Below are 18,757 nucleotides of genomic sequence, written 5' to 3'. Positions count from 1 at the left end.
CCGGCCCCCCCCCCGGGCCCCCCCCCGGGGGGGCCCCCCCCCCGCCCGCGCGGGTGCCGGGGGGGGGCGGCACACCCCCCCCCACCCCCCCCACGACGTGCAACTCGATCGTCGGAAGGTCGGTGGGGGGTGAGAGAGTGGAGGGGTGGGACGAGCGGACGGGAGCGAGCGGCAGGTCAGTGCGGCCGATGTCGACGACTCCGAGGCGAGCATCCTGCACGTCGACATGGATGCGTTCTTCGCATCGGTCGAGCTGCTCGAGCGTCCGGACGCCCGCGGAAAGCCGGCGATCGTCGGGCACGCGGGTGGCCGCGGGGTCGTGACGAGCGCGACTTACGAGGCGCGCCGCTACGGCGTCCGCAGCGCCATGCCGATGTCGCAGGCGCTGCGGCTGTGCCCGAACGCGATCATCCTGCCGCCGCACTACGACCGCTACACCGAGTACTCGCGCAAGGTGATGGACATCTTCCACGAGGTCACCCCGCTGGTGGAGCCGCTGAGCATCGACGAGGCGTTCCTCGACGTCGCAGGCGCCCGCCGGCTGCTCGGGTCGCCGCGGCGGATCGCCGAGCTGATCCGGTCGCGCGTGCACGAGGAGACCGGACTGACCTGCTCCGTCGGGGTCGCCGCGACCAAGTTCATGGCGAAGCTGGCCTCCGGGCGGGCGAAGCCCGACGGACTGCTGGTGATCCCGCGCTCCGAGACCCTGTCGTTCCTGCGACCGCTGCCGGTCGGCGCGCTGTGGGGTGTCGGTGCGAGCACGCAGTCCTCGCTCGAACGGATGGGGCTGCTCACGGTGGCCGACCTGGCGGACGCCCCGCTGGGCGTGCTGCAGAAGGCCGTGGGCGACGCCTCCGGACGCCGGCTGCACGAGCTCGCGAACGGACGCGACCCGCGCCGGGTGGTCACCGAGTCGCGCGAGAAGAGCATCGGCCACGAGAACACCTTCGGCGTCGACGTCTCCGACGTCGACCAGCTGCGCCGCGAGCTGCTCCGCCTCTCCGGCCGGGTCGGCGAGCGGCTGCGCAAGCACGAGCTGGAGGCGCGGACGGTGGCGATCAAGGTCCGCTTCTCCGACTTCCGCACCATCACCCGCTCGCGGACGCTCGCCGAGCCGACCAACGTCGGCCGCCGGCTGTTCGAGGAGGCGTGGGATGTGTTCGATGCCCTGGGGCTGGACGTGCGGCAGACCCCCATCCGCCTCATCGGCGTGCGTGCGGAGCAGCTGCTCGACGCGGGAGGAGACTCGCTCGCGCTGTGGGACCCGGACGAGGAGTGGCGCGAGACCGAGCGCACCCTCGACGCGGTGAGCGCCCGGTTCGGCCGAGGCGCGATCGGCCCCGCCTCCCTCGTCCGCCGATCGCGGGACGCGGACGACGAGGAGCAGGACGGCCGCAACCCCAAGTACGTCAGCGACTGACGGGACGTCGGCCCGAACGAGCCTGGTCTCGGCGGCACCCGCGCGCTACCGTGGCTGCATGACGAACATGACGCTCAAGCTCGCGGAGACGCTCAGCGCCTCCGGCATCAAGTCGGTCTACGGCGACCCCGTCGTCGTCGACGGGACGACCATCGTGCCCGTGGCGGCCGTGCAGTTCGGCTTCGGCGGCGGCGAGGGCGGAGAGGGCGGAGAGGACGCCCCGGCCGGCAGCGGCGGCGGTGGCGGCGGCTGGGCGGTCCCGTTCGGCGCCTACGTCTCCGACGAGACCGGTGTGCGGTTCCGGCCGAACCTGATCACGCTGCTCGCCGTCGGCATCCCGTTCCTGTGGGTGGCCGGTCACGCGTGGGCGCGCGTCATCAAGGCGCTCAAGCGGTAGCACGCGGGCCCGCCCGCCGGGCTACACTGTGTGTGAACACGGGAGTCCGGTGAGCCGGGCTGAGAGGAGACTTCTCCAAGTCTCGACCGTCGAACCTGATCTGGGTCATGCCAGCGCAGGGAGGCCATTCTCACATCCCGTGCCCTGTTTCGCTGACTGAAAGGGCACGCACAGTGCACGCAACTCTTCTCTCCACCTCGGCGCGTCCGCGCACCTTCCGCTGGCGGGTCGTCGACATCGTCGTCGCCAGCGTCGTGGCCGTCGCCTCGGGCGTCGTCTTCTGGATCTGGGGCGTCGTCCAGAACCCCATCTCTGGTCCGGTCTCGGCGGTCCTGCCGGGCTTCCAGGGCATCCTGAACGGCCCGTGGCTGTTCGCCGGGGTGCTCGTCGCCCTGATCGTGCGCAAGCCCGGCGCCGCCCTGTTCGGCGAGGTCGTCGCCGCCACGGTCTCCGCGCTGATCGGGACGCAGTGGGGCTTCGCCACGCTGCTCTCCGGCGTCGTGCAGGGGCTCGGCGCGGAGCTCGTCTTCGCGCTGTTCCTCTACGCGAACTGGCGGCTCGTCCCGGCGCTCCTCGCCGGGGCCGGTGCGGGCATCGCCGAGTCGATCCTCGACCTCCTGTACTGGTACCCCGGCTCGAAGCCGGAGTTCATCGTCGTCTACACCATCACCACCACGATCTCCGGTCTGGTCGTCGCCGGCCTCGGCTCCTGGCTGCTGGTGCGGGCCATCGCCCGCACGGGCGCGCTGAGCCGGTTCGCCTCGGGCCGCGAGGCGCAGAAGGCGGCGCGGGTCTGAGCGTGACGACGGGACGGCCGTCCCCGGCCGCGATCCACGTCGACGGCTGGGGCTGGCGGTATGCCGGACGTGCGGCGTGGGCCGCGCGCGGGGTCGATCTGCGCGTCGAGCCGGGGGAGCGGGTGCTGCTGCTCGGCGCCTCCGGGGCCGGCAAGAGCACACTGCTCGCAGGCCTCGCCGGCGTGCTCGGCGGCGAGGACGACGGCGAGGCCGAGGGCGCGCTCACGGTGGGCGGCCGTCCGCCTGCCGAGGCGCGGGGGACGGCCGGGCTGCTGCTGCAGGACCCGGACGCGCAGGTGATCCTTGCGCGCGTCGGCGACGATGTCGCCTTCGCCTGCGAGAACCTGGGCGTGCCGCGCGACGAGGTCTGGCCGCGCGTGCGGCAGGCCCTCGCCGAGGTCGGGCTCGACGTGCCGCTCGACCGCTCGACGGCCCAGCTCTCCGGCGGGCAGAAGCAGCGGCTGGCGCTCGCGGGCCTCCTGGCGATGCGACCCGGGGTGCTGCTGCTCGACGAGCCGACCGCGAATCTCGACCCCGAGGGCGTCCTGGAGGTCCGGGATGCGGTGCGCTCGGCCCTCGACGCGACAGGTGCGACGCTGGTCGTGGTCGAGCACCGGGTCGCCGTCTGGCGTGACCTGGTGACGCGCGTCGTGGTGCTCGGGGCCGACGGCGGCGTGCTCGCTGACGGCGCTCCGGAGGCGGTGCTAGCCGACACCGCAGGCGAGCTGCGCCGCGCCGGGGTGTGGCTGCCGGACACGACGGTGCCGGAGGCGGCGCCCGTCGCCGAGGGCGACCCGCTGCTGCGGGCGCGGTCCCTCATGTTCGGCCGCGGACCCGCGGTCACCCGCGGACGCCGTCGCGGGCGCGGCCGTGCCGTGAACGCGGACCCGGTCGGCGGACCGCTGGACCTCTCGGTCGCCGCGGGCTCCGCTCTCGCGCTCACCGGACCCAACGGTGCGGGCAAGTCGACCCTCGCGCTCACCCTCGGCGGCCTGCTGCCCGCGCTCGGCGGGTCGCTGACGGCCGAGCCGGCTCTCGCGGACGGCGCCCCGGTCGACCCGTCGGCCTGGCGGTCGCGCGAACTGCTGACGCGGATCGGCAGCGTGTTCCAGAATCCGGAGCACCAGTTCCTCGCGTCGACCGTGCGGGACGAGCTCGCCGCGGGACCGCGGGCGCTCGGCCTCGACGCCGGCGAGGTGACCGCGCGCATCGACGAGCTGCTCGACCGGCTGGCCCTCGCCGCCGTGGCAGACGCCAACCCGTTCACCCTGTCCGGCGGCCAGAAACGGCGGCTCTCCGTCGGCACCGCGCTCGCCACGCGGCCCCGGCTGCTCGTGCTCGACGAGCCGACGTTCGGGCAGGATGCGCGGACCTGGGAGGGCCTGGTCGGCACGATCGCCGACCTCCGCCGCGGCGGGCACGCCGTCGTCGCCGCGACCCACGATGCCGAGTTCGTCGCCGCCATCGGCGCGACGGACCTGCGGCTCGGCGCGGCGGAGGTGGCGGCGTGACGCTCATCCAGCCGCTGCGCACCGGCCCGCTCGCGACCCTCAATCCGGTCGCGAAGCTCGGCGCCGCCCTCATCGTCACGGTCGCCCTGCTGCTCTCGATCGACCCGGTCTCGGCCGGCGTCGCGCTCGCGCTGGAGGTCGCACTGCTCGCCTTCGCGCGTCTCCCGCTGCGCACCGTCCTCACCCGGACGGCCCCGGTGCTGATCGCCGCGCCGCTCGCCGGCCTGACCACCCTGCTCTACGGCCGCACCTCCGGCACCGTGTACCTGCAGTGGTGGTTCGTCGAGGTCAGCGACGGATCGGCCGCGCTCGCCCTGGCGACGATGCTGCGCGTGCTCGCCATCGGACTGCCCGCGGTGCTGCTGTTCATCACGATCGACCCGACCGAGCTCGCGGACGGCCTTGCGCAGCTGCTGCGCCTGCCCGCCCGGTTCGTGCTCGGCGCGCTGGCGGGCTTGCGCCTGGTGGGGCTGTTCGCCGAGGACTGGCGCGCGCTCACCCTCGCCCGCCGCGCCCGCGGGGTCGCCGAGTCCGGCGCCGTCCGGCGCTTCCTCGGACAGTCGTTCGCCCTCTTCGTGCTCTCCCTCCGGCGCGGCACGAAGCTCGCGACCGCGATGGAGGCCCGCGGCTTCGGCGCGCCGGTCCGCCGCACCTGGGCCCGGCCGTCGGTGTTCCGTGCCCGGGACTGGGCAGCCCTCGCCGTCGCCGTGCTGGTCGCGGGTGCCGCGGTCGGCGCCGCCGTCGCCACCGGGAGTTGGAATGCGCCTCTCAGCTGACCTCGCACCTCTCGCCGACGCCGTGGCCGGCGCCGTCGCGGCCGCGCGGCGCGCCGGCCGGACCCCGGTCGTCCTCATCGACGGGCCGAGCGGGGCGGGCAAGAGCTCCCTCGCCGACCTGCTGGTCGCCGACTGGCCCGCGGAGGGCGTGCCGCGCCTGGTCCGGATGGACGACCTCTACCCGGGCTGGGACGGCCTCGACGCCGGGAGCGACGCGGTGGGGCGCGACCTGCTTGCGCCGATCCGCGCACACGGCGCCGGCAGCTGGCAGCGCTGGGACTGGGCGGACGAGCGCCCGGCCGGTCGCATCCACATCACCGGGAGTGAGCCGCTGATCGTGGAGGGGTGCGGCACGCTCTCCCGGCGCAACGCGGCCCTCGCCGACCTTACGGTGTGGCTGCGCGCCGACGATGCGCTCCGCAAGCGACGCGCGCTGGCCAGGGACGGCGCCACCTTCGCCGCGCAGTGGGACCGTTGGCAGGCCGAGTTCGACCGCTTCGTCGCGCGGGAGGACCCGGTGGCGTCGGCGATGCTCGTGCTGGACGTGACCGCGCTCGACCTGACCCCGGCCGCACGACGCCCCGCCCGGCCCGGTGACCTCACCGATCGGGTTTCGGGGACTACGGTGGAGTCATGACCGACGCACGACAGGACCCCGAATACATCGTCGAGTACGCCGACGGCCCCCTCGTAGGGCAGACCGACCGCCGCTTCCTGGTGGACGGGAAGGTGGACGAGCGGATCGGCGTGATCGCCGCGGTCGAGGGGCTCGAGTCCACGTTCTGGTACGTCAAGGGCGAGGAGCGCGAGGCGAACGGCGAGCGTCTGGTGTCCTACCACTTCGACCAGCCGGACTCCGACCCGGTGGAGGCCGACAAGGAGGACGAGTCGATCTTCGGCTACGGCGCCTGAGCCGGGCCCGGCCGCTCGTTCACGCCCGGTGACGCCGGGCGACCCGCCAGGCGGCCGCTCCGGCCGTCAGCAGCATCAGCGCGCCGGCGAGTGGCGGCCACAGGTCGCCTCCCGTCGACGCGAGCGCGCCCGCCGCGCTCTGGCCTGAGCCCGAGCCGGCTGTGGCGGTCGGCGCGGTCACCGTCACCGTGAGGGTCGCCGGGTCCGACGAGACCGGTTCGCCGAGCGTGGTCTCCGCGTGCGCGATGGCCGTGTCCGTGACCGCGCCGTGGGCGAGATCTGAGGCGGTCGGGACGTAGGAGGCCGTGCACGTCGTCGTCGCCCCGGGCGCGAGCCGGGTGGCGGCGCAGACCGGGGATGACTCCAGCGGGCCCGCAGGCGCCGACTGCGTGTCCGTGACCGTCACCGCCGTGAGCGTGACGGTCCCGGTGTTGACGACGGTGAACCGGTACGGGATGCTGCCGCCCATCTCCGCGCTCGGCGCGGACGCGCTCTTGGTGAGCGAGAGGCTCGCGACCTGCCCGGTGACCGCCACCGTCTCGGTCACAGGAAGGGACCGGACGGTCGCACCCGTGGCCGCCGTGCCCTCCGCCGTGGCCGTGACCGTGAGCGCACCGGCGTCGAACTCGTCCTGCGTGACCGTCGGCGTGACCCGGCAGGTGGCGCTCTCGCCCGGCGCCAGCACGTCCGGCTCGCAGGGCGTGCTCCCGCCGCGGTCGTCGACCAGGACCACGTTCGCGATCGTGACGTCGCCGCTGTTCGTCGCCACGAACGTCAGCGGCACCGCCTGCCCGGCGGTGGCGCCGGACGGGGCCGGTTGCGGCGTGAGCGTGAGGGCGGCGACCGCGGTGGAGTCGAGCACGAGCCCGTCCGGGGCCGACACGACCGGGTCGCCGTGCGCATCGGTGCCGGAGGCCGTCGCCGTGTCGCCCAGGCCGCCGTGGTCGATGTCGGCCTGCGTCACCCGATACGAGGCCGTGCACAGGGACGCGGCCCCGGGTGCGAGCGTCGTCACGTCGCACTGCGGAGCGGCCTCGAGCGGTCCGGCGGGGGCCACAGGCGTGTCCGTGACGGAGACACCGCCGATCGTGGTCGCGCCGGTGTTCGTCACGGTGAAGGTGTACCCGATCGCCTGACCGGCCCGCACGATCGAGGTCGCGTCCGCCGTCTTGTCGATCGTGAGCTGCGAGGCGGCGACGACGGGGAGGGACAGCGAGGAGGCGGCTGACGCGACGCCCGCGCCCGCAGGGTCCGAGGCCGTCGCGGTCGCTGTGTCGGCGAGCGTTCCGTGGTCGACGTCCCCCTGTGTCACCGTGTACGTCGCGGTGCAGGTGACCGTCCGACCGGGCGTCAGGGTCGTCTCCGGACACGTGGGCGCGGTGTCCAGGGCGCCCGCGGGTGCGGTCGGGACGTCGTCGACGACGAGCCCGTGCAGGGTCAGGCCGCCGGTGTTGCGCACGGCGAAGTCGTAGCGCACCACCTGCCCGGCCGCGGCGATGGTGGCGGCCGAGGCGGACTTCGCCACCGTCAGCGCGGCCGCGGCGTCGGCGGTCAGCGTGACCTCGGTCGGCGGGCTCGTCACCGGCACGTCGCCCGTGGTCCTGCCCGTGACGGTCGCGGTGTTCTGGATGCTGCCGCCGTCGACATCCGCCTGGGTCGCCGTGTAGACGCCCGAGCAGGTGGTGTGCTGCCCGGGCACGAGCCGGGTCAGGGCGCACGCGAACACCGGCGCCGGTCCGCCGCCGGTGAAGCGGGTCTCGTCGACGGTGAGCCCGTCCACGATCAGGTTGCCGTCGTTCACGACCGCCACCGTGTAGGCGATCGTGTCGCCGGCGGCGTGGACGACGAGCGGGCTCGCCGTCTTCGTCGCGGTCAGGGCGGGCGCGGCGGGCGTCGGCAGGCCGACCGTCGAGGCGGCGCTCGTCACCGGCGCCGCGCCGATGCCCGCGGGGGTGCCTGCGGCGGTGGCTGTGTTGTCCACCGTCCCCGCCACCAGGTCGTCGTGGGTGACGGTGTAGGTCGCGGTGCAGACGAGCTCGCCGCCGACGGCGAGGTCCGTCGCCGGGCAGTCGACCGGCGAGAGCGGGCCGCTGCCCGTGAAGGACTCCTCGCTGATGGCGACCTCGTGCAGCGGCAGGTTGCCGGTGTTGTCCACGACGAAGCTGTAGGTCAGCGTCTCGCCCTCCACCAGGCCGCCCGGTGGGTCGGCCGACTTCCGGAGGTGGATGCCGGGGGCCGCGGCGGTCACCGCCGTCGTGGTCGTGGCGGGCGGGCTCACCGCGGCCGGTGCGGGCGCCGGCGGCGTGCCGGTCGCGGTCGCGGTCGCGGTGTTGACCACGATTCCGGCCGCTGCGTCCGCCGGCGTGATCGTGTAGTCGCCCGCGCATTCGCCGGACGAGCCCGCTGCCAGCACGGTCGGGCACGCGGGATCGGGCACCAGTGGATCGTCGATCAATACCCCGGTCAGCGCAACGTCGCCGGTGTTGTGCAGCTCAAACGAGTACGGGATGGTGTCTCCCGCGTCGACCAGGCCGTCCTCGTTCACGTCGACCGGGGCCCCGGCGGTCTTCGCGAGCGTCAGCTCCGGCCGCGAGAAGGTGACGGAGGCCGAGGCGGGCGGGTTCAGCCCCGTCACCGTCACCCGGTCGGGACCGTTGGTGTAGCCGCCCAGCGGCGCGGTGACATCCACCTCGGCCGTGCAGGACGTCATCCCGACGCTCAGATCGCCGGTCAGGGCGACCTCGCCGCCGGACGCGGTCAGCACCCCGCCCGGGCAGGTCGTCGACGCGTCGGAGGGGGACGCCACTGTCATGCCGTCGGGCAGCGCGTCCCGGAACGACCAGCCCTGCTTGGAGCCGAGCTCGGAGGTGTTCGTCACCGTGAACCGGAGCCGCGCGGTGCCGCCGCTCGGCCCCCAGCCGCCGACGAACTCCTTGTCGAGCTGCGGCGTCGCATCCAGGATGCGGATGTCGTCGAAGGCGTGGTCGTTGCCGAAGTCGGACGGCTGGTTGTTGACCATGCGGATACCGACCGAGTTCCCGCTGAAGAGCACCGCCCCGTTCGTCGTGTACTGGCCGACGGTGAAGGTCTGCGCGCCCGAGGCTCCGACCGGGGGGACGGTCACTGTGGTCGGCGACGAGCACCCGTCGATCTCCGATCCCGCCGGGAACTGCTGACCCTCCTCATTGACGAGGAAGAACTGCAGCAGGGGATGGTTGAGGTGGCAGTTGCTCGCGCCGACGTCGACGCCGAAGGCGAGGAAGCGGCTGGAGGTCGGCAGCGCGACCCCTCCGGTCGTCGCCAGCTCCAGGCTCTGCCCGTCGAGAGGCTGGAGGGACAGCGCCGAGATGGCGTGGTTGTCCACGGCCTCCGCCGCGGTCTGACCGTGCAGCATCCCGAGGGCCACGGACGTCTGCTGAACCAGGTTCCACAGGTCTCTGCGGTTGCCGCAGTCGGCGATCGGTTCACCGGCGGTCGTGGACTGCACCGCCGCGGAGACCCAGCCGTTGCAGCCGGTCAGCCAGGCCGGGTCCGCCGTGTAGGTCTGGCCGCTCGCGCCGGTGTACTGGTTCAGCCGCAGGATCGGCGAGGTGGCCGGGCCGTTCTCGAAGTCCTCGTCGTAGACGACGGACGGGGGCGACGGCACGCCGGGGGAGCCGGGCGCCGCGGCGGCCGGAACGGCGGGGCCCGCGGTCGCCAGCGCGACGCCGGGGATCAGCAGCGCGCCCGCGGCGAGCAGCGCCGCGGCGCGGGTGCGGGCAGTCGGTGCTGGCATGCAGCCAGGATGTCGAGCCCGGCGCGACGCCGAAAGGCAGCAGGCGGCTAGGCCCAGCCCAGCTCGTGCAGCCGCTCGTCGTCGATCCCGTAGTAGTGCGCGATCTCGTGCACCAGCGTGATGTGGATCTCGTCGCGCAGCTCGTCCTCGGTCGCGGCGATCGAGAGCAGCGGCTCCCGGTACAGGATGATGCGGTCCGGCATCTCGCCGAAACCGTAGCTGTCGCGCTCGGTCAGCGCGACGCCGTCGTACAGTCCGAGCAGGTCGAGCGAGCCGTCCTCCGGGCGGTCCTCGACCACGAAGACGACGTTGTCGAGCCCGTCGACCATCTCGTCGGGCAGCTGGTCGAGCTCGTCCGTGACGAGCGCCTCGAACGCCTCGGCGTCGAGCTCGAGGGTCATCGCCAGGCCTCGGCGACCGCTGCGTGCAGGTCGAGCAGGGAGGCGGTGCGCTCGCTCGGTCCGCGCCCGAAGCCGCACTCGGTGCCCACGCCGAACGCGGGCACCGCCGTGGCGGCGGCCGCGGCGCGGCGGCGCGCGCCCTCGACGCCGTCTTCGTGGTGGAGCAGCCCGAGGTACAGCTCGGTGGCCTCCGGCAGCTCGACGGCGGTGAGAGGTGCGAAGTAGGCGGCGTCGTCGCGCTCGATCGGCACGGGCAGGTGGACCCAGTCCACCGGCCGCGGGGAGTCCGCCAGGATGCCGCGCAGCACGGCCGCCAGGTGCCCCGCGTCGGCCGGCTGCACGAAGTGCTGCTCCTCCACGTCGCCGTAGCAGAGGTGGTAGCCGACCTGGACGTCGGCGGGGACCGTGGCCGCCTGCCGGGCGGCGCGCTCCAGGACGCCAGCGAGCACGTCGTCGCCGAACCACGCCGGCATCCGGCCCTCGAGCAGCGCGAACTCCACGGCGGTGTCCCACTGGATCGCCAGGTCCTCATGCGGGATGCCGTCGACGATGCGCTTCAGCTCGCCGAACAGAGCGCGCTCGTACGCCGGCTCGAACGCGGCCCGGTCCTCCGGGACGATAAACGGGCCGACGACGCCGGCGGGCGTCGGCAGCGAGACCTGGAAGCGGATACCCGGCGCGATCGCGCCCTCCTCGCGCAGCCGGCGGAAGACGGCGTACGAGTCGAGGGCGGCCTCGGCGTAGCCGAGGTCCGGGAACACCAGCGTGTCGGCGGAGACGCCGGGTTCGAGCCGGAACGGACGGCCGTCGAAGACGCCGCGCAGCAGCCGCGGCTCGCCCGGGATGCGGGCGAGCCCGTCCATCCGGTCCAGGCGCGCGGTCTGGAACTGCACCCAGTAGAAGCGCTCGCCGACCTCGCCGTCCGGGATGCGGTGCAGCCGGTCGCCGAGGCGGGCGCTCACCGTGCGGAGCACCGACTCGGCGTCCGGCAGGTTGACGCTGCCGACGAGGTGGGCTCCGCGGATGACGGGGGAGGCGGGGGCGTGGTCGGTGCTGGTGCTCACTCGCGCGAGTCTACCGGCGGCAGGCCACGCCTCCGCGGGCCCCCGTCGTGCCGGTCAGTACCAGTTGACCGACTCCGAGTGGCCCCACGCGGCGCAGGGCGTTCCGTAGCCGCGGGAGATGTAGTCGAGGCCCCACTTGATCTGGGTGGTGGCGTTCGTCGCCCAGTCGGTGCCGAACGAGGCCATCTTGCTGCCGGGCAGCGCCTGCGGGATGCCGGTGGCGCCGCTGCCGGAGTTGGAGGCCTGGTAGTTCCAGCCGGACTCGCGCGTCCACAGCTTGTCGAGGCACTGGAACTGGTCCACACCCCAGCCGTACTGGCTGGCGGCGAGGGAGGCTGCGGTCGACTTGGCGCCGGCCGGGGTGTTCGCGGCGGCGGCAGCGGCGGCGGCTGCTGCCGCGGCTGCGGCGGCCGCCTCGGCCGCCTTGCGGTCAGCCTCGGCGCCGGCGCTGGCCAGCGCGTTCGAGGCCGCCTTGGTGGTGTCGATCGTGTCGCGCAGCTTGTCGTCGCTCAGCTTCGTGAAGCCGCTCAGCCCGGCGATGGCGGTGGTGGCGGCGGAGGCGTCGGCCTTCTGGCGGTTCGCGGCGACAGTGGCCTGCGCGGCGGCGAGGGTGTCCTTCGCCTCCTTCTCCAGGCGCTCACGGACGATGGCGCCGTAGACGCCCAGCTGCTCGTGACGCATCCCGGTGGCCCGGGAGAGCTCCTGGGTCTTGCGCTCGCTCTCCTGCTGCTGCGCCACGGCGGGCGCGAGGAGGCTGGCGCTGACCAGCAGGGCGGCGGCACCGGAGACGATGCGGCCGAAGGGGACGGGACTGTTCTTGACGGTGTTACGAAGGGTACTCAGCATGTATTTCCTGGATCGGGCTTCCCCGCCTGACGCGACGGCACGACGGTGCTCACGCGAACGGACCCCGTTCTTCGGGGAAGGAGTCCTGCGGGCTGACGACCGCGCCGGAACGTGCATGAGCGCCCGTGGACCCGTGGTCCGGAGGGCGCGAGCGGCGGCGCGGGTGTGCCGGGCGTGGGAGCGGCGGGCGTCCAGGGGCGGTCGCGGGGGACGACCGGGGGTTGGGGGCTGGATGCGGGCCTGCGCGGCACGGACGGCTGTCGAAGCCGTCGGAAAAAGACCCTAGGCGCCTATTCTGGACGGTTCGGGCATGGATCCTGGCAAAGTCGTGTACGCGTCAACTAACCGCGGCGGTGTCCTCCGCCTCGATCGCGGCCTCCGCCTCGTCCATCCGGCGGTCGGTGACCCACAGCATCGGGATGAGCTGGAGCAGCACGAGCGCGGACATCACGACGAAGACCCACTGCACGCCGAACAGCTGCCCGATCAGGCCGCCGACGGCAGCGCCGAGCGGCATCGTGCCCCAGGCGAGCAGCCGGTAGGCGCTGTTCAGGCGCCCGAGCAGCCGCAGCGGGACCACGCGCTGGCGCAGCGAGACGGTGATCACGTTCCAGATCGAGATGGTGATGCCGCCGATCAGCATCCCGGCGCCGATGAGGAACGGGTTCGCCGTGAGCGCGGGCGTCACGAGCAGCAGAAGCGATCCGAGGATGGTCAGCACGAGCGAGCGCGAGCGCCCGAGCAGGCGCTCGACGGGCTCCGCGAGGAACGTGCCGAGCACACTCCCGACGGCCGACGCGGTGAGCAGGAGCCCGTATGCGGGTTCACTCAGCTTCATCGCCGATTGCGGGCCGACCGCGTAGAGCACGAACACCGTGTACACCGCGGAGCTGGCGAAGTTGAAGACGCCGACCATGATCGCGAGCGTGCGCAGCAGTGTGCTCCGGCGGAGGTAGCGGAGGCCCTCGGCGACGTCCGCCCGGATGGTGCTCGGCGCCGTCCGCTCGGCGCGGAAACGCCCGCGCACGAGGAGGAGCACGCCGATCGCGGCCACCCACAGCAGGACGGGGGCGCCGAAGGCGAGCGCGATGCCGGTGGCGACGAGGAAGCCGCCGAGCGGCGGCCCGACGAACTCGTTCGCGGTGAGCTCCGCCGCGTACAGCCGCCCGTTCGCCCGCGACAGCTGCTCGCGCCGGACCAGCTGCGGCAGGATCGACTGCGACGACGTGTCGTAGATCGTCTCGGCCACGCCGATGCAGAGGGCGGCGACGTAGAGCAGCCAGATGGATCCGGCGCCCAGCACCGCGACGCCGGTGAGGCACGCCAGCACGAGCGCCCGGGCGGTGTTCGCCACGAGCAGGAGGCGGCGACGGTCCATCCGGTCGGCGAGCGCACCGGCGGTGAGCGCGAACAGCAGCCAGGGGAGGGTGAAGGCGAACCCGAGGCCGGCGATCAGGGCGGGGGAGTCGGTGTAGCGCACGGCGACGAGCGGGATCGCCACCTTCATCACTCCGTCGGCCAGGTTGGAGAGGCCGGCGGAGGTCCACAGCTTCCAGTACCGCGCGCCGAGCCCGTTCTCCGTCATGCCGCCAGCCTGGCACAGTGATTGAGAAAATTCAATCGACTGGAAGAATCTCCATCTGCGGTACCGTTGAGCCATGACGGACCCGCGTGCCTACGACCCGGACGCCCGCCGTCGCCCGGCCACGGCGAAAGAGATCAAGGCGCTGTCGCACCCGTTGCGCCTGCGCATCCTGCGGCTGTGCAACGACCGGGAGCTGACCAACAAGCAGCTCGCCGACCGGCTCGGCGTCGACCCGGGGACGGCGTACTACCATGTGCGGCAGCTGGTCGCGGCAGGGTTCCTCGAGCCCGCCGAGGTGCGGACGGGGGAGAGCGGCGCGCTCGAGAAGCCGTACCGCTCCACCGGGCTGACCTGGTGGCTCTCCGTGGCGCAGGACGAGGACCCGAGCCGTGGGGCGGCTCCGGTGGAGGCGTTCCAGCAGGAACTCGCCGAGGCCGGCCCGGCGTCCATCGCGACGTACGCGCGCTTCGCGCTGCACCTGTCGCCGGAGCAGATCGAGGAGCTCGACCGCCGCATCGTCGCCGTGCTCGACGAGTACATCTCCACCGATCACGAGCGTGCGGACCAGCCCGCCCACGGCGGCTTCTTCGTGCTGCACCGCCTCGCCCCCGGCTCCTGACCCGCGATTCGTGCCGAATCGCCGCGATTTCCTCACGAAGCGCGACGATTCGTCACGAGTCGTCGCCCCCCGCGGGTACGGAAAAGGGCCCGGCTCACACGGAACCGGGCCCACGACTGGGGTGAGTAACGGGGCTTGAACCCGCGACCTCCTGGACCACAACCAGGCGCTCTACCAACTGAGCTATACCCACCATGGCTGCTCGCGGCTCATCGAGCCGTTCGCACGCAACTCGACGATTCTAGTACATCCGCGGGGCCCATTTTTCCACCACACCCGCGGCCAGGCCTTGCGTGTCTTCGGTGGTGGGGCCGGGAGGCGCGACGAACGCGGCGGACCGGTAGTAGTCGAGTTCGCGGATGGACTCCAGGATGTCGGCGAGCGCGCGGTGGCCGCCGTTCTTCTCCGGAGCGTTGAAGTAGATGCGCGGGAACCAGCGGCGGGCGAGCTCCTTGATCGAGGAGACGTCGACGTTGCGGTAGTGCAGGTGGTTGTCGAGCCGCGGCATGTACTTGGCGAGGAACATCCGGTCGGTGCCGATGGTGTTGCCCGCGAGCGGTGCAGTGCGCGCGGTCGGCGCGAACTTCAGCACGTACTCCAGCACCTCGTACTCGGCCTCGGCGAGGCTCTTGCCGTTGGGGATCTCCTCGATCAGGCCGGAGGTCGTGTGCATCTGCCGCACGAAGTCGCCCATGTTGGCGAGCGCCGAGTCGTCGGGCTTGATGACGATGCTGAGGCCCGGGTCGAGGACGTTCAGCTCGAAGTCGGTGATGACGACGGCGATCTCGACGAGCTCGTCGACCTCGAGGTCGAGGCCGGTCATCTCGCAGTCGATCCAGACCAGTCGATCCGAGGAAGTAGCCATACCAGCGAGTCTAGTGCTGGCCTCCGACGCGCCGCGGCACGGGCAGCTTCGGCCCCATGCCGTCGCCGGTGGAGACGTGCCGCACCCGCCGCGCGACCCACGGGATGGCGTACACGCGCAGCCAGGTCCGCAGCGGAACGGAGTCGGGCGGGCCGGCGGTCTCGGCCGCGGGTGCGGCCGCCGCCTCCGGTCCGCCGATCTCCGCGTACGGGATGCCGAGCGCGTGTGCGGCGTGCGATGCGAGCAGCCGGTGGCCGCGCGCGCTCAGGTGCACCCGGTCGGAGGCCCACATCGCCGGGTCGCGGAACTCCCGGACGCCCCACACGTCGAGCACGGTGGCGCGCTGGTCGCGCGCGATGCTCCAGATGTTGGCGTTGAAGACGGCGGCCCGCCCGCGGAAGGGCTTGAGGAAGAACGCGAACTGCGGGTCGAAGATGTTCGCGAGCAGCACGGTGGTTCCCGCGTCGCGGAGCCGCCGGATGCCGCCCTCCAGCCGGGAGGCGAGAGCGTCCGGATCGGCAGCGGGGCTCATCAGGTCGTTGCCGCCGACCATCACCGACACCAGGTCGGGTGCGAGGTCGAGGGCGTGCGGGATCTGGCCGTCCACCACGTCCGCGATGCGGCGGCCGCGGACGGCGAGGTTGGCGAACTCCAGGCTGGCGCCGGCGAGGCGGGCGTCGCCGTCGAGGATGCCGGCGAGCCGGTCGGCCCAGCCGAGGTACGCGTCCGGTGCTCCGGGCGCGGGATCGCACAGCCCCTCGGTGAGCGAGTCTCCGAGGGCGACGTAGCGCGTGAAGGTCGTTCGGCTCACGGGACGATTGTGGGTCGTGCGGGGGCGCGCCGTCGCGCGTCCGCGGCGTACGGCGGCGGATGGTCGTCCCGATTTCGCCCGACGTACACTGACGGGGTGGACACGACACCGGCCGTTGACCCGGCGGACACCGGAGGGGCGCAGCTGACGCTCTACACCTCCGCCTTCTGCGAACCGTGCATGCAGACGCGCGCGGTGCTGGCGGAGGCGGCACGGCTCGCGCCGCGGATCGCGGTGACCGAGCTGGATGTGGCCCGCAACCTGGAGCGCGCCGAACGGGACGGCATCCGTTCGACCCCGACCGTCATCGTGGCGTCGGCGGACGGCGCCGAGGTGTTCCGCGCCGAGGGCGTCCCCACGCTCGCGCAGGTGCTCTCCGCCGCCGCCCGGGCCCTCTGACTCCATCCTCCCGCCTCGCCCAGCCATCAGCTCCTGAGTTCTTCGACCTCGCCGCGGCGTGTCGCTCGAACAACTCAGGAGCTGATGGTGTGGGAGGTGCCCCCGGCAGGAATCGAACCTGCGACCAAGAGATTAGAAGGCTCCTGCTCTATCCGCTGAGCTACGGGGGCGTGCGCCTCCACGATACCGGAGGAGTCCCCGGCACCGGCGTCAGAGCCGGGCGCCCGACTTGCCGGCGCGGTTGACGATCGCGACGACGGGCCGCCGGCCGCGCAGCCCGAAGGCGAGGCGCAGGCTGGCCTGCCGGGCGATCAGCACCGCGACCACCGCGGCAGCCGCGGCGGGGACGAGACCGGAGATCGCCATCGCGATGTGCGGACCGACCTGCTCGACGACCCAGCCCATGAGCGGTCCGCCGATGGCCTGCCCGCCGAGCAGCACCAGGATGTAGAGCGAGATCACGCGCCCGCGGATCTGCACGTTCGACGACATCTGCACGAGCGAGTTCGCCGCGGTGATGAACAGCAGGTTCCCGATCCCGACGCCGACCAGCAGCGCTCCGAAGGCGATCTCTCCCGGCGCGAACCCGGCGACGGCCTGCACGATCCCGAGCGCCGCGGCGGTGCCGACCACCATCGAGAGCCGCACGCTGGTGCGGCGGGTGGACGCGAGAGCTCCGGTGAGCGCTCCGGCCGCGACGAGCGCGTTGAACAGCCCGTAACCCTGCGCGCCGACGTGGTACACGTTGTTGGCGTAGGCGGCGAGAAACACCGGCATGTTGAACGCGAAGACCGCGATCACCGCGACCATCACGACCGTCCAGAAGATCACCGGCTTGCGTCGGACGTAGCGCATCCCTTCGGCCAGCTGCCCCTTGCCGCGCGGCGCGGCGGGGGAGGCGTGCAGCTCCGACCGTTTGAGCGTCGCGACGGCGAAGACGACCGCGAGGCACGCGACGGCGTTGATCGCGAACGACCACCCGCCGCCGACCGCCGTGATCAGGATGCCGCCGAGCGCGGGCCCGATGAGCCCGCCGAGCTGGAAGATCGAGGAGTTGAGGCTGATCGCGTTGCGCAGGTAGCGCGGTCCGACCAGCTCGTTCACGAACACCTGCCGGGCCGGGTTGTCGACCACCGTCACGAGCCCCAGCACGAACGAGATCGCGTAGACGTGCCACACCTCGATCACCCCGCTGAGGGTGAGGACGGCGAGCAGGGCGGCGAGCCCGGCCGCGCACGACTGGGTGATGACCAGCAGCCGCTGCTTGGAGTAGCGGTCGGTGAGCACGCCGCCCCAGAGGCCGAACAGCAGCATGGGCGTGAACTGCATGAACACGGTGACGCCGACGGCCGCGACGCTGCCGGAGAGCTGAAGTACCAGCCAGTCCATCGCGATGCGCTGCATCCACACCGCGGTGTTGGCGACGAGGTTGCTCGCGGCGAAGCGCCGGTAGTTGGGGACCCTCAGCGAGGCGAACGTCTCGCGCCACGGCGGCCGGGCGGAGAGGACGGGCATGGGTCCGGTGGGCGGGGCGGCCGCGGGGGAGTGCGCCACTTTCGTGTTACCTCGATGTCTGCTGGTTCCGTATGAAGTCTCCTTATCGACATTACGTGTCGCGCGATATTCTTGGAGCCGATCGGCACTATAAGTCCCATTGGATTTCCGAATGGATGGCCCATGTTCGACCCCGTTCTGCTCCAGACCTTCCTCGCCGTGGCCGACACGCGCAGCTTCACCCGTGCTGCGGCGCGGCTCGGCATCAGCCAGCCCACCGTCAGCCAGCACATCCGGAAGCTGGAGCAGGCCGCCAAGCGCCAGCTGATCGCCCGCGACACCCGCGACGTGCGGCTGACGGACAACGGGGACGCGATGGCCGGTTTCGCGCGCGCGATCCTGGCGGCTCACGCCGAGGCGGACAGCTACTTCAGCGGCTCGGCCATGCGCGGCCGGCTGCGCTTCGGGGCGGCGGACGACCTCGCAATCACGACGCTGCCGCGCATCCTGAGGCACTACCGGCAGCAGAACCCTCAGATCAACCTGGAGCTGACCGTCGACCAGTCCGGGCCGCTGCACCGCAAGCTGAAGGCCGGGCAGCTCGACCTCATCTTCATCAAGCAGACGCCGGGCACCACCGACGGCACCGTCGTCGCGACCGACGAGCTGGTGTGGATGGGGCAGGAGAAAACGATGCTCGATCCCGAGGGGCCGGTGCCGCTGATCGCGTACCAGGGGCCGAGCATCAGCCGCCAGGCGGCGATCGACGCGCTGGAGGCGGCAGGCCGCACGTGGCGGATCACCTGCAACACGCGGGAGGTGAACGGGGTGCTCGCCGCGGTCCGCGCCGGCATCGGGGTCGCGGTGTTCCCGCGCTCGCTCATCCCCACCGACCTCATCAAGGTGACCAACCGGTTCGGGCTGCCCGAGCTCGGCGGCATCGACTTCACGCTGCTGTCGAACCCCTCGGCCGCCCGTGAGCCGGTGGAGGCCCTGACCACCGCGATCCTCGCCCGGGCGGTCAGCCGCGTCGCCTGACGACCGCCTGGTTGACGCGACACGCCGTCGGTGGCTTTCGCCGGGCG

At 72.7% G+C, this 18,757-nt stretch carries 18 protein-coding genes, 2 tRNA genes and 1 riboswitch; of the genes, 10 read left to right on the top strand and 10 right to left on the bottom strand.

All coding sequences use genetic code 11. The features are described 5' to 3' along the window. Positions 1-145: 145 nt before the first annotated feature. The 7 genes from P5G59_RS04640 (at position 146) to P5G59_RS04610 (ending at position 5,813) form a co-directional block, all read left to right on the top strand. Positions 146-1,420: a DNA polymerase IV gene (locus P5G59_RS04640; RefSeq protein WP_301216457.1), complete on the top strand. Its 1,275-nt coding sequence runs from the start codon at positions 146-148 to the stop codon at positions 1,418-1,420. A 58-nt stretch (positions 1,421-1,478) separates the two neighbouring features. Beyond that, entirely contained in the window at positions 1,479-1,817 is a 339-nt protein-coding gene (locus tag P5G59_RS04635) for a spore germination protein GerW family protein (protein ID WP_301216455.1), read from the top strand. A 28-nt stretch (positions 1,818-1,845) separates the two neighbouring features. Then, positions 1,846-1,956, top strand: a riboswitch (TPP riboswitch). Between the two features lie 34 nt (positions 1,957-1,990). Next, positions 1,991-2,614, top strand: coding sequence for an ECF transporter S component (locus P5G59_RS04630; RefSeq protein ID WP_301216453.1), 624 nt, complete (start codon positions 1,991-1,993; stop codon positions 2,612-2,614). A gap of 2 nt (positions 2,615-2,616) precedes the next feature. After that, a complete protein-coding gene (locus P5G59_RS04625) occupies positions 2,617-4,125 on the top strand; it encodes an ABC transporter ATP-binding protein (RefSeq protein ID WP_301216451.1) in 1,509 nt (502 codons plus the stop codon). Further along, on the top strand, positions 4,122-4,901 hold the full coding sequence (locus P5G59_RS04620; RefSeq protein ID WP_301216449.1) for an energy-coupling factor transporter transmembrane component T family protein: 780 nt from the start codon (positions 4,122-4,124) through the stop codon (positions 4,899-4,901). The genes P5G59_RS04625 and P5G59_RS04620 overlap by 4 nt, the downstream gene beginning before the upstream one ends. Beyond that, entirely contained in the window at positions 4,885-5,538 is a 654-nt protein-coding gene (locus P5G59_RS04615; protein ID WP_301216447.1) for a nucleoside/nucleotide kinase family protein, read from the top strand. Before P5G59_RS04620 ends, P5G59_RS04615 begins: the two co-directional genes overlap by 17 nt. Beyond that, positions 5,535-5,813, top strand: a complete 279-nt coding sequence (locus P5G59_RS04610; RefSeq protein WP_301216445.1) for a hypothetical protein — start codon at positions 5,535-5,537, stop codon at positions 5,811-5,813. The genes P5G59_RS04615 and P5G59_RS04610 overlap by 4 nt, the downstream gene beginning before the upstream one ends. Before the next feature lie 19 nt (positions 5,814-5,832). Here P5G59_RS04610 and P5G59_RS04605 read toward each other — a convergent pair whose 3' ends face one another. The 5 genes from P5G59_RS04605 to P5G59_RS04585 all read right to left on the bottom strand — a co-directional run bounded on the left by P5G59_RS04605 (position 5,833) and on the right by P5G59_RS04585 (position 13,484). After that, positions 5,833-9,588, bottom strand: a complete 3,756-nt coding sequence (locus tag P5G59_RS04605; protein WP_301216443.1) for a DUF7507 domain-containing protein — start codon at positions 9,586-9,588, stop codon at positions 5,833-5,835. Positions 9,589-9,635: 47 nt separating this feature from the next. Further along, positions 9,636-9,989, bottom strand: a complete 354-nt coding sequence (locus P5G59_RS04600) for a metallopeptidase family protein (protein WP_301216441.1) — start codon at positions 9,987-9,989, stop codon at positions 9,636-9,638. After that, entirely contained in the window at positions 9,986-11,053 is a 1,068-nt protein-coding gene (locus P5G59_RS04595) for a hypothetical protein (protein ID WP_301216439.1), read from the bottom strand. The genes P5G59_RS04600 and P5G59_RS04595 overlap by 4 nt, the downstream gene beginning before the upstream one ends. A 54-nt stretch (positions 11,054-11,107) precedes the next feature. After that, positions 11,108-11,899: an aggregation-promoting factor C-terminal-like domain-containing protein gene (locus P5G59_RS04590; protein ID WP_301216437.1), complete on the bottom strand. Its 792-nt coding sequence runs from the start codon at positions 11,897-11,899 to the stop codon at positions 11,108-11,110. Positions 11,900-12,236: 337 nt separating this feature from the next. After that, entirely contained in the window at positions 12,237-13,484 is a 1,248-nt protein-coding gene (locus P5G59_RS04585) for an MFS transporter (RefSeq protein ID WP_301216435.1), read from the bottom strand. A 73-nt stretch (positions 13,485-13,557) separates the two neighbouring features. Between P5G59_RS04585 and P5G59_RS04580 the strand changes: the two genes are divergently transcribed. Further along, on the top strand, positions 13,558-14,103 hold the full coding sequence (locus P5G59_RS04580; protein WP_301216433.1) for an ArsR/SmtB family transcription factor: 546 nt from the start codon (positions 13,558-13,560) through the stop codon (positions 14,101-14,103). A gap of 117 nt (positions 14,104-14,220) precedes the next feature. Here the strand turns inward: P5G59_RS04580 and P5G59_RS04575 are convergent. The 3 genes from P5G59_RS04575 to P5G59_RS04565 form a co-directional block, all read right to left on the bottom strand. Further along, positions 14,221-14,296: transfer RNA gene (locus tag P5G59_RS04575), tRNA-His, on the bottom strand. A 48-nt stretch (positions 14,297-14,344) separates the two neighbouring features. Then, entirely contained in the window at positions 14,345-14,968 is a 624-nt protein-coding gene (gene orn, locus P5G59_RS04570) for an oligoribonuclease (protein ID WP_301216431.1), read from the bottom strand. Positions 14,969-14,978: 10 nt separating this feature from the next. Further along, positions 14,979-15,779, bottom strand: a complete 801-nt coding sequence (locus tag P5G59_RS04565) for an SGNH/GDSL hydrolase family protein (RefSeq protein WP_301216429.1) — start codon at positions 15,777-15,779, stop codon at positions 14,979-14,981. A 96-nt stretch (positions 15,780-15,875) separates the two neighbouring features. Between P5G59_RS04565 and P5G59_RS04560 the strand changes: the two genes are divergently transcribed. Continuing rightward, entirely contained in the window at positions 15,876-16,178 is a 303-nt protein-coding gene (locus P5G59_RS04560; protein WP_301216427.1) for a thioredoxin family protein, read from the top strand. Between the two features lie 97 nt (positions 16,179-16,275). Here P5G59_RS04560 and P5G59_RS04555 read toward each other — a convergent pair. Then, positions 16,276-16,348, bottom strand: a tRNA-Arg gene (locus P5G59_RS04555). 40 nt (positions 16,349-16,388) lie between these two features. Beyond that, the gene (locus P5G59_RS04550) at positions 16,389-17,693 is read right to left on the bottom strand and encodes an MFS transporter (protein ID WP_435871242.1); all 1,305 of its coding nucleotides are present in this window, start codon (positions 17,691-17,693) and stop codon (positions 16,389-16,391) included. A gap of 162 nt (positions 17,694-17,855) precedes the next feature. Between P5G59_RS04550 and P5G59_RS04545 the strand changes: the two genes are divergently transcribed. Beyond that, positions 17,856-18,710, top strand: a complete 855-nt coding sequence (locus tag P5G59_RS04545) for a LysR substrate-binding domain-containing protein (protein ID WP_301216423.1) — start codon at positions 17,856-17,858, stop codon at positions 18,708-18,710. Positions 18,711-18,757 lie beyond the last annotated feature (47 nt).

Source organism: Leifsonia virtsii (assembly GCF_030433675.1).
GTDB lineage: Bacteria > Actinomycetota > Actinomycetes > Actinomycetales > Microbacteriaceae > Leifsonia > Leifsonia virtsii.
The sequence above is the reverse complement of the archived record's forward strand: the minus strand, read 5'-3'. Positions and strand labels throughout refer to the sequence as shown.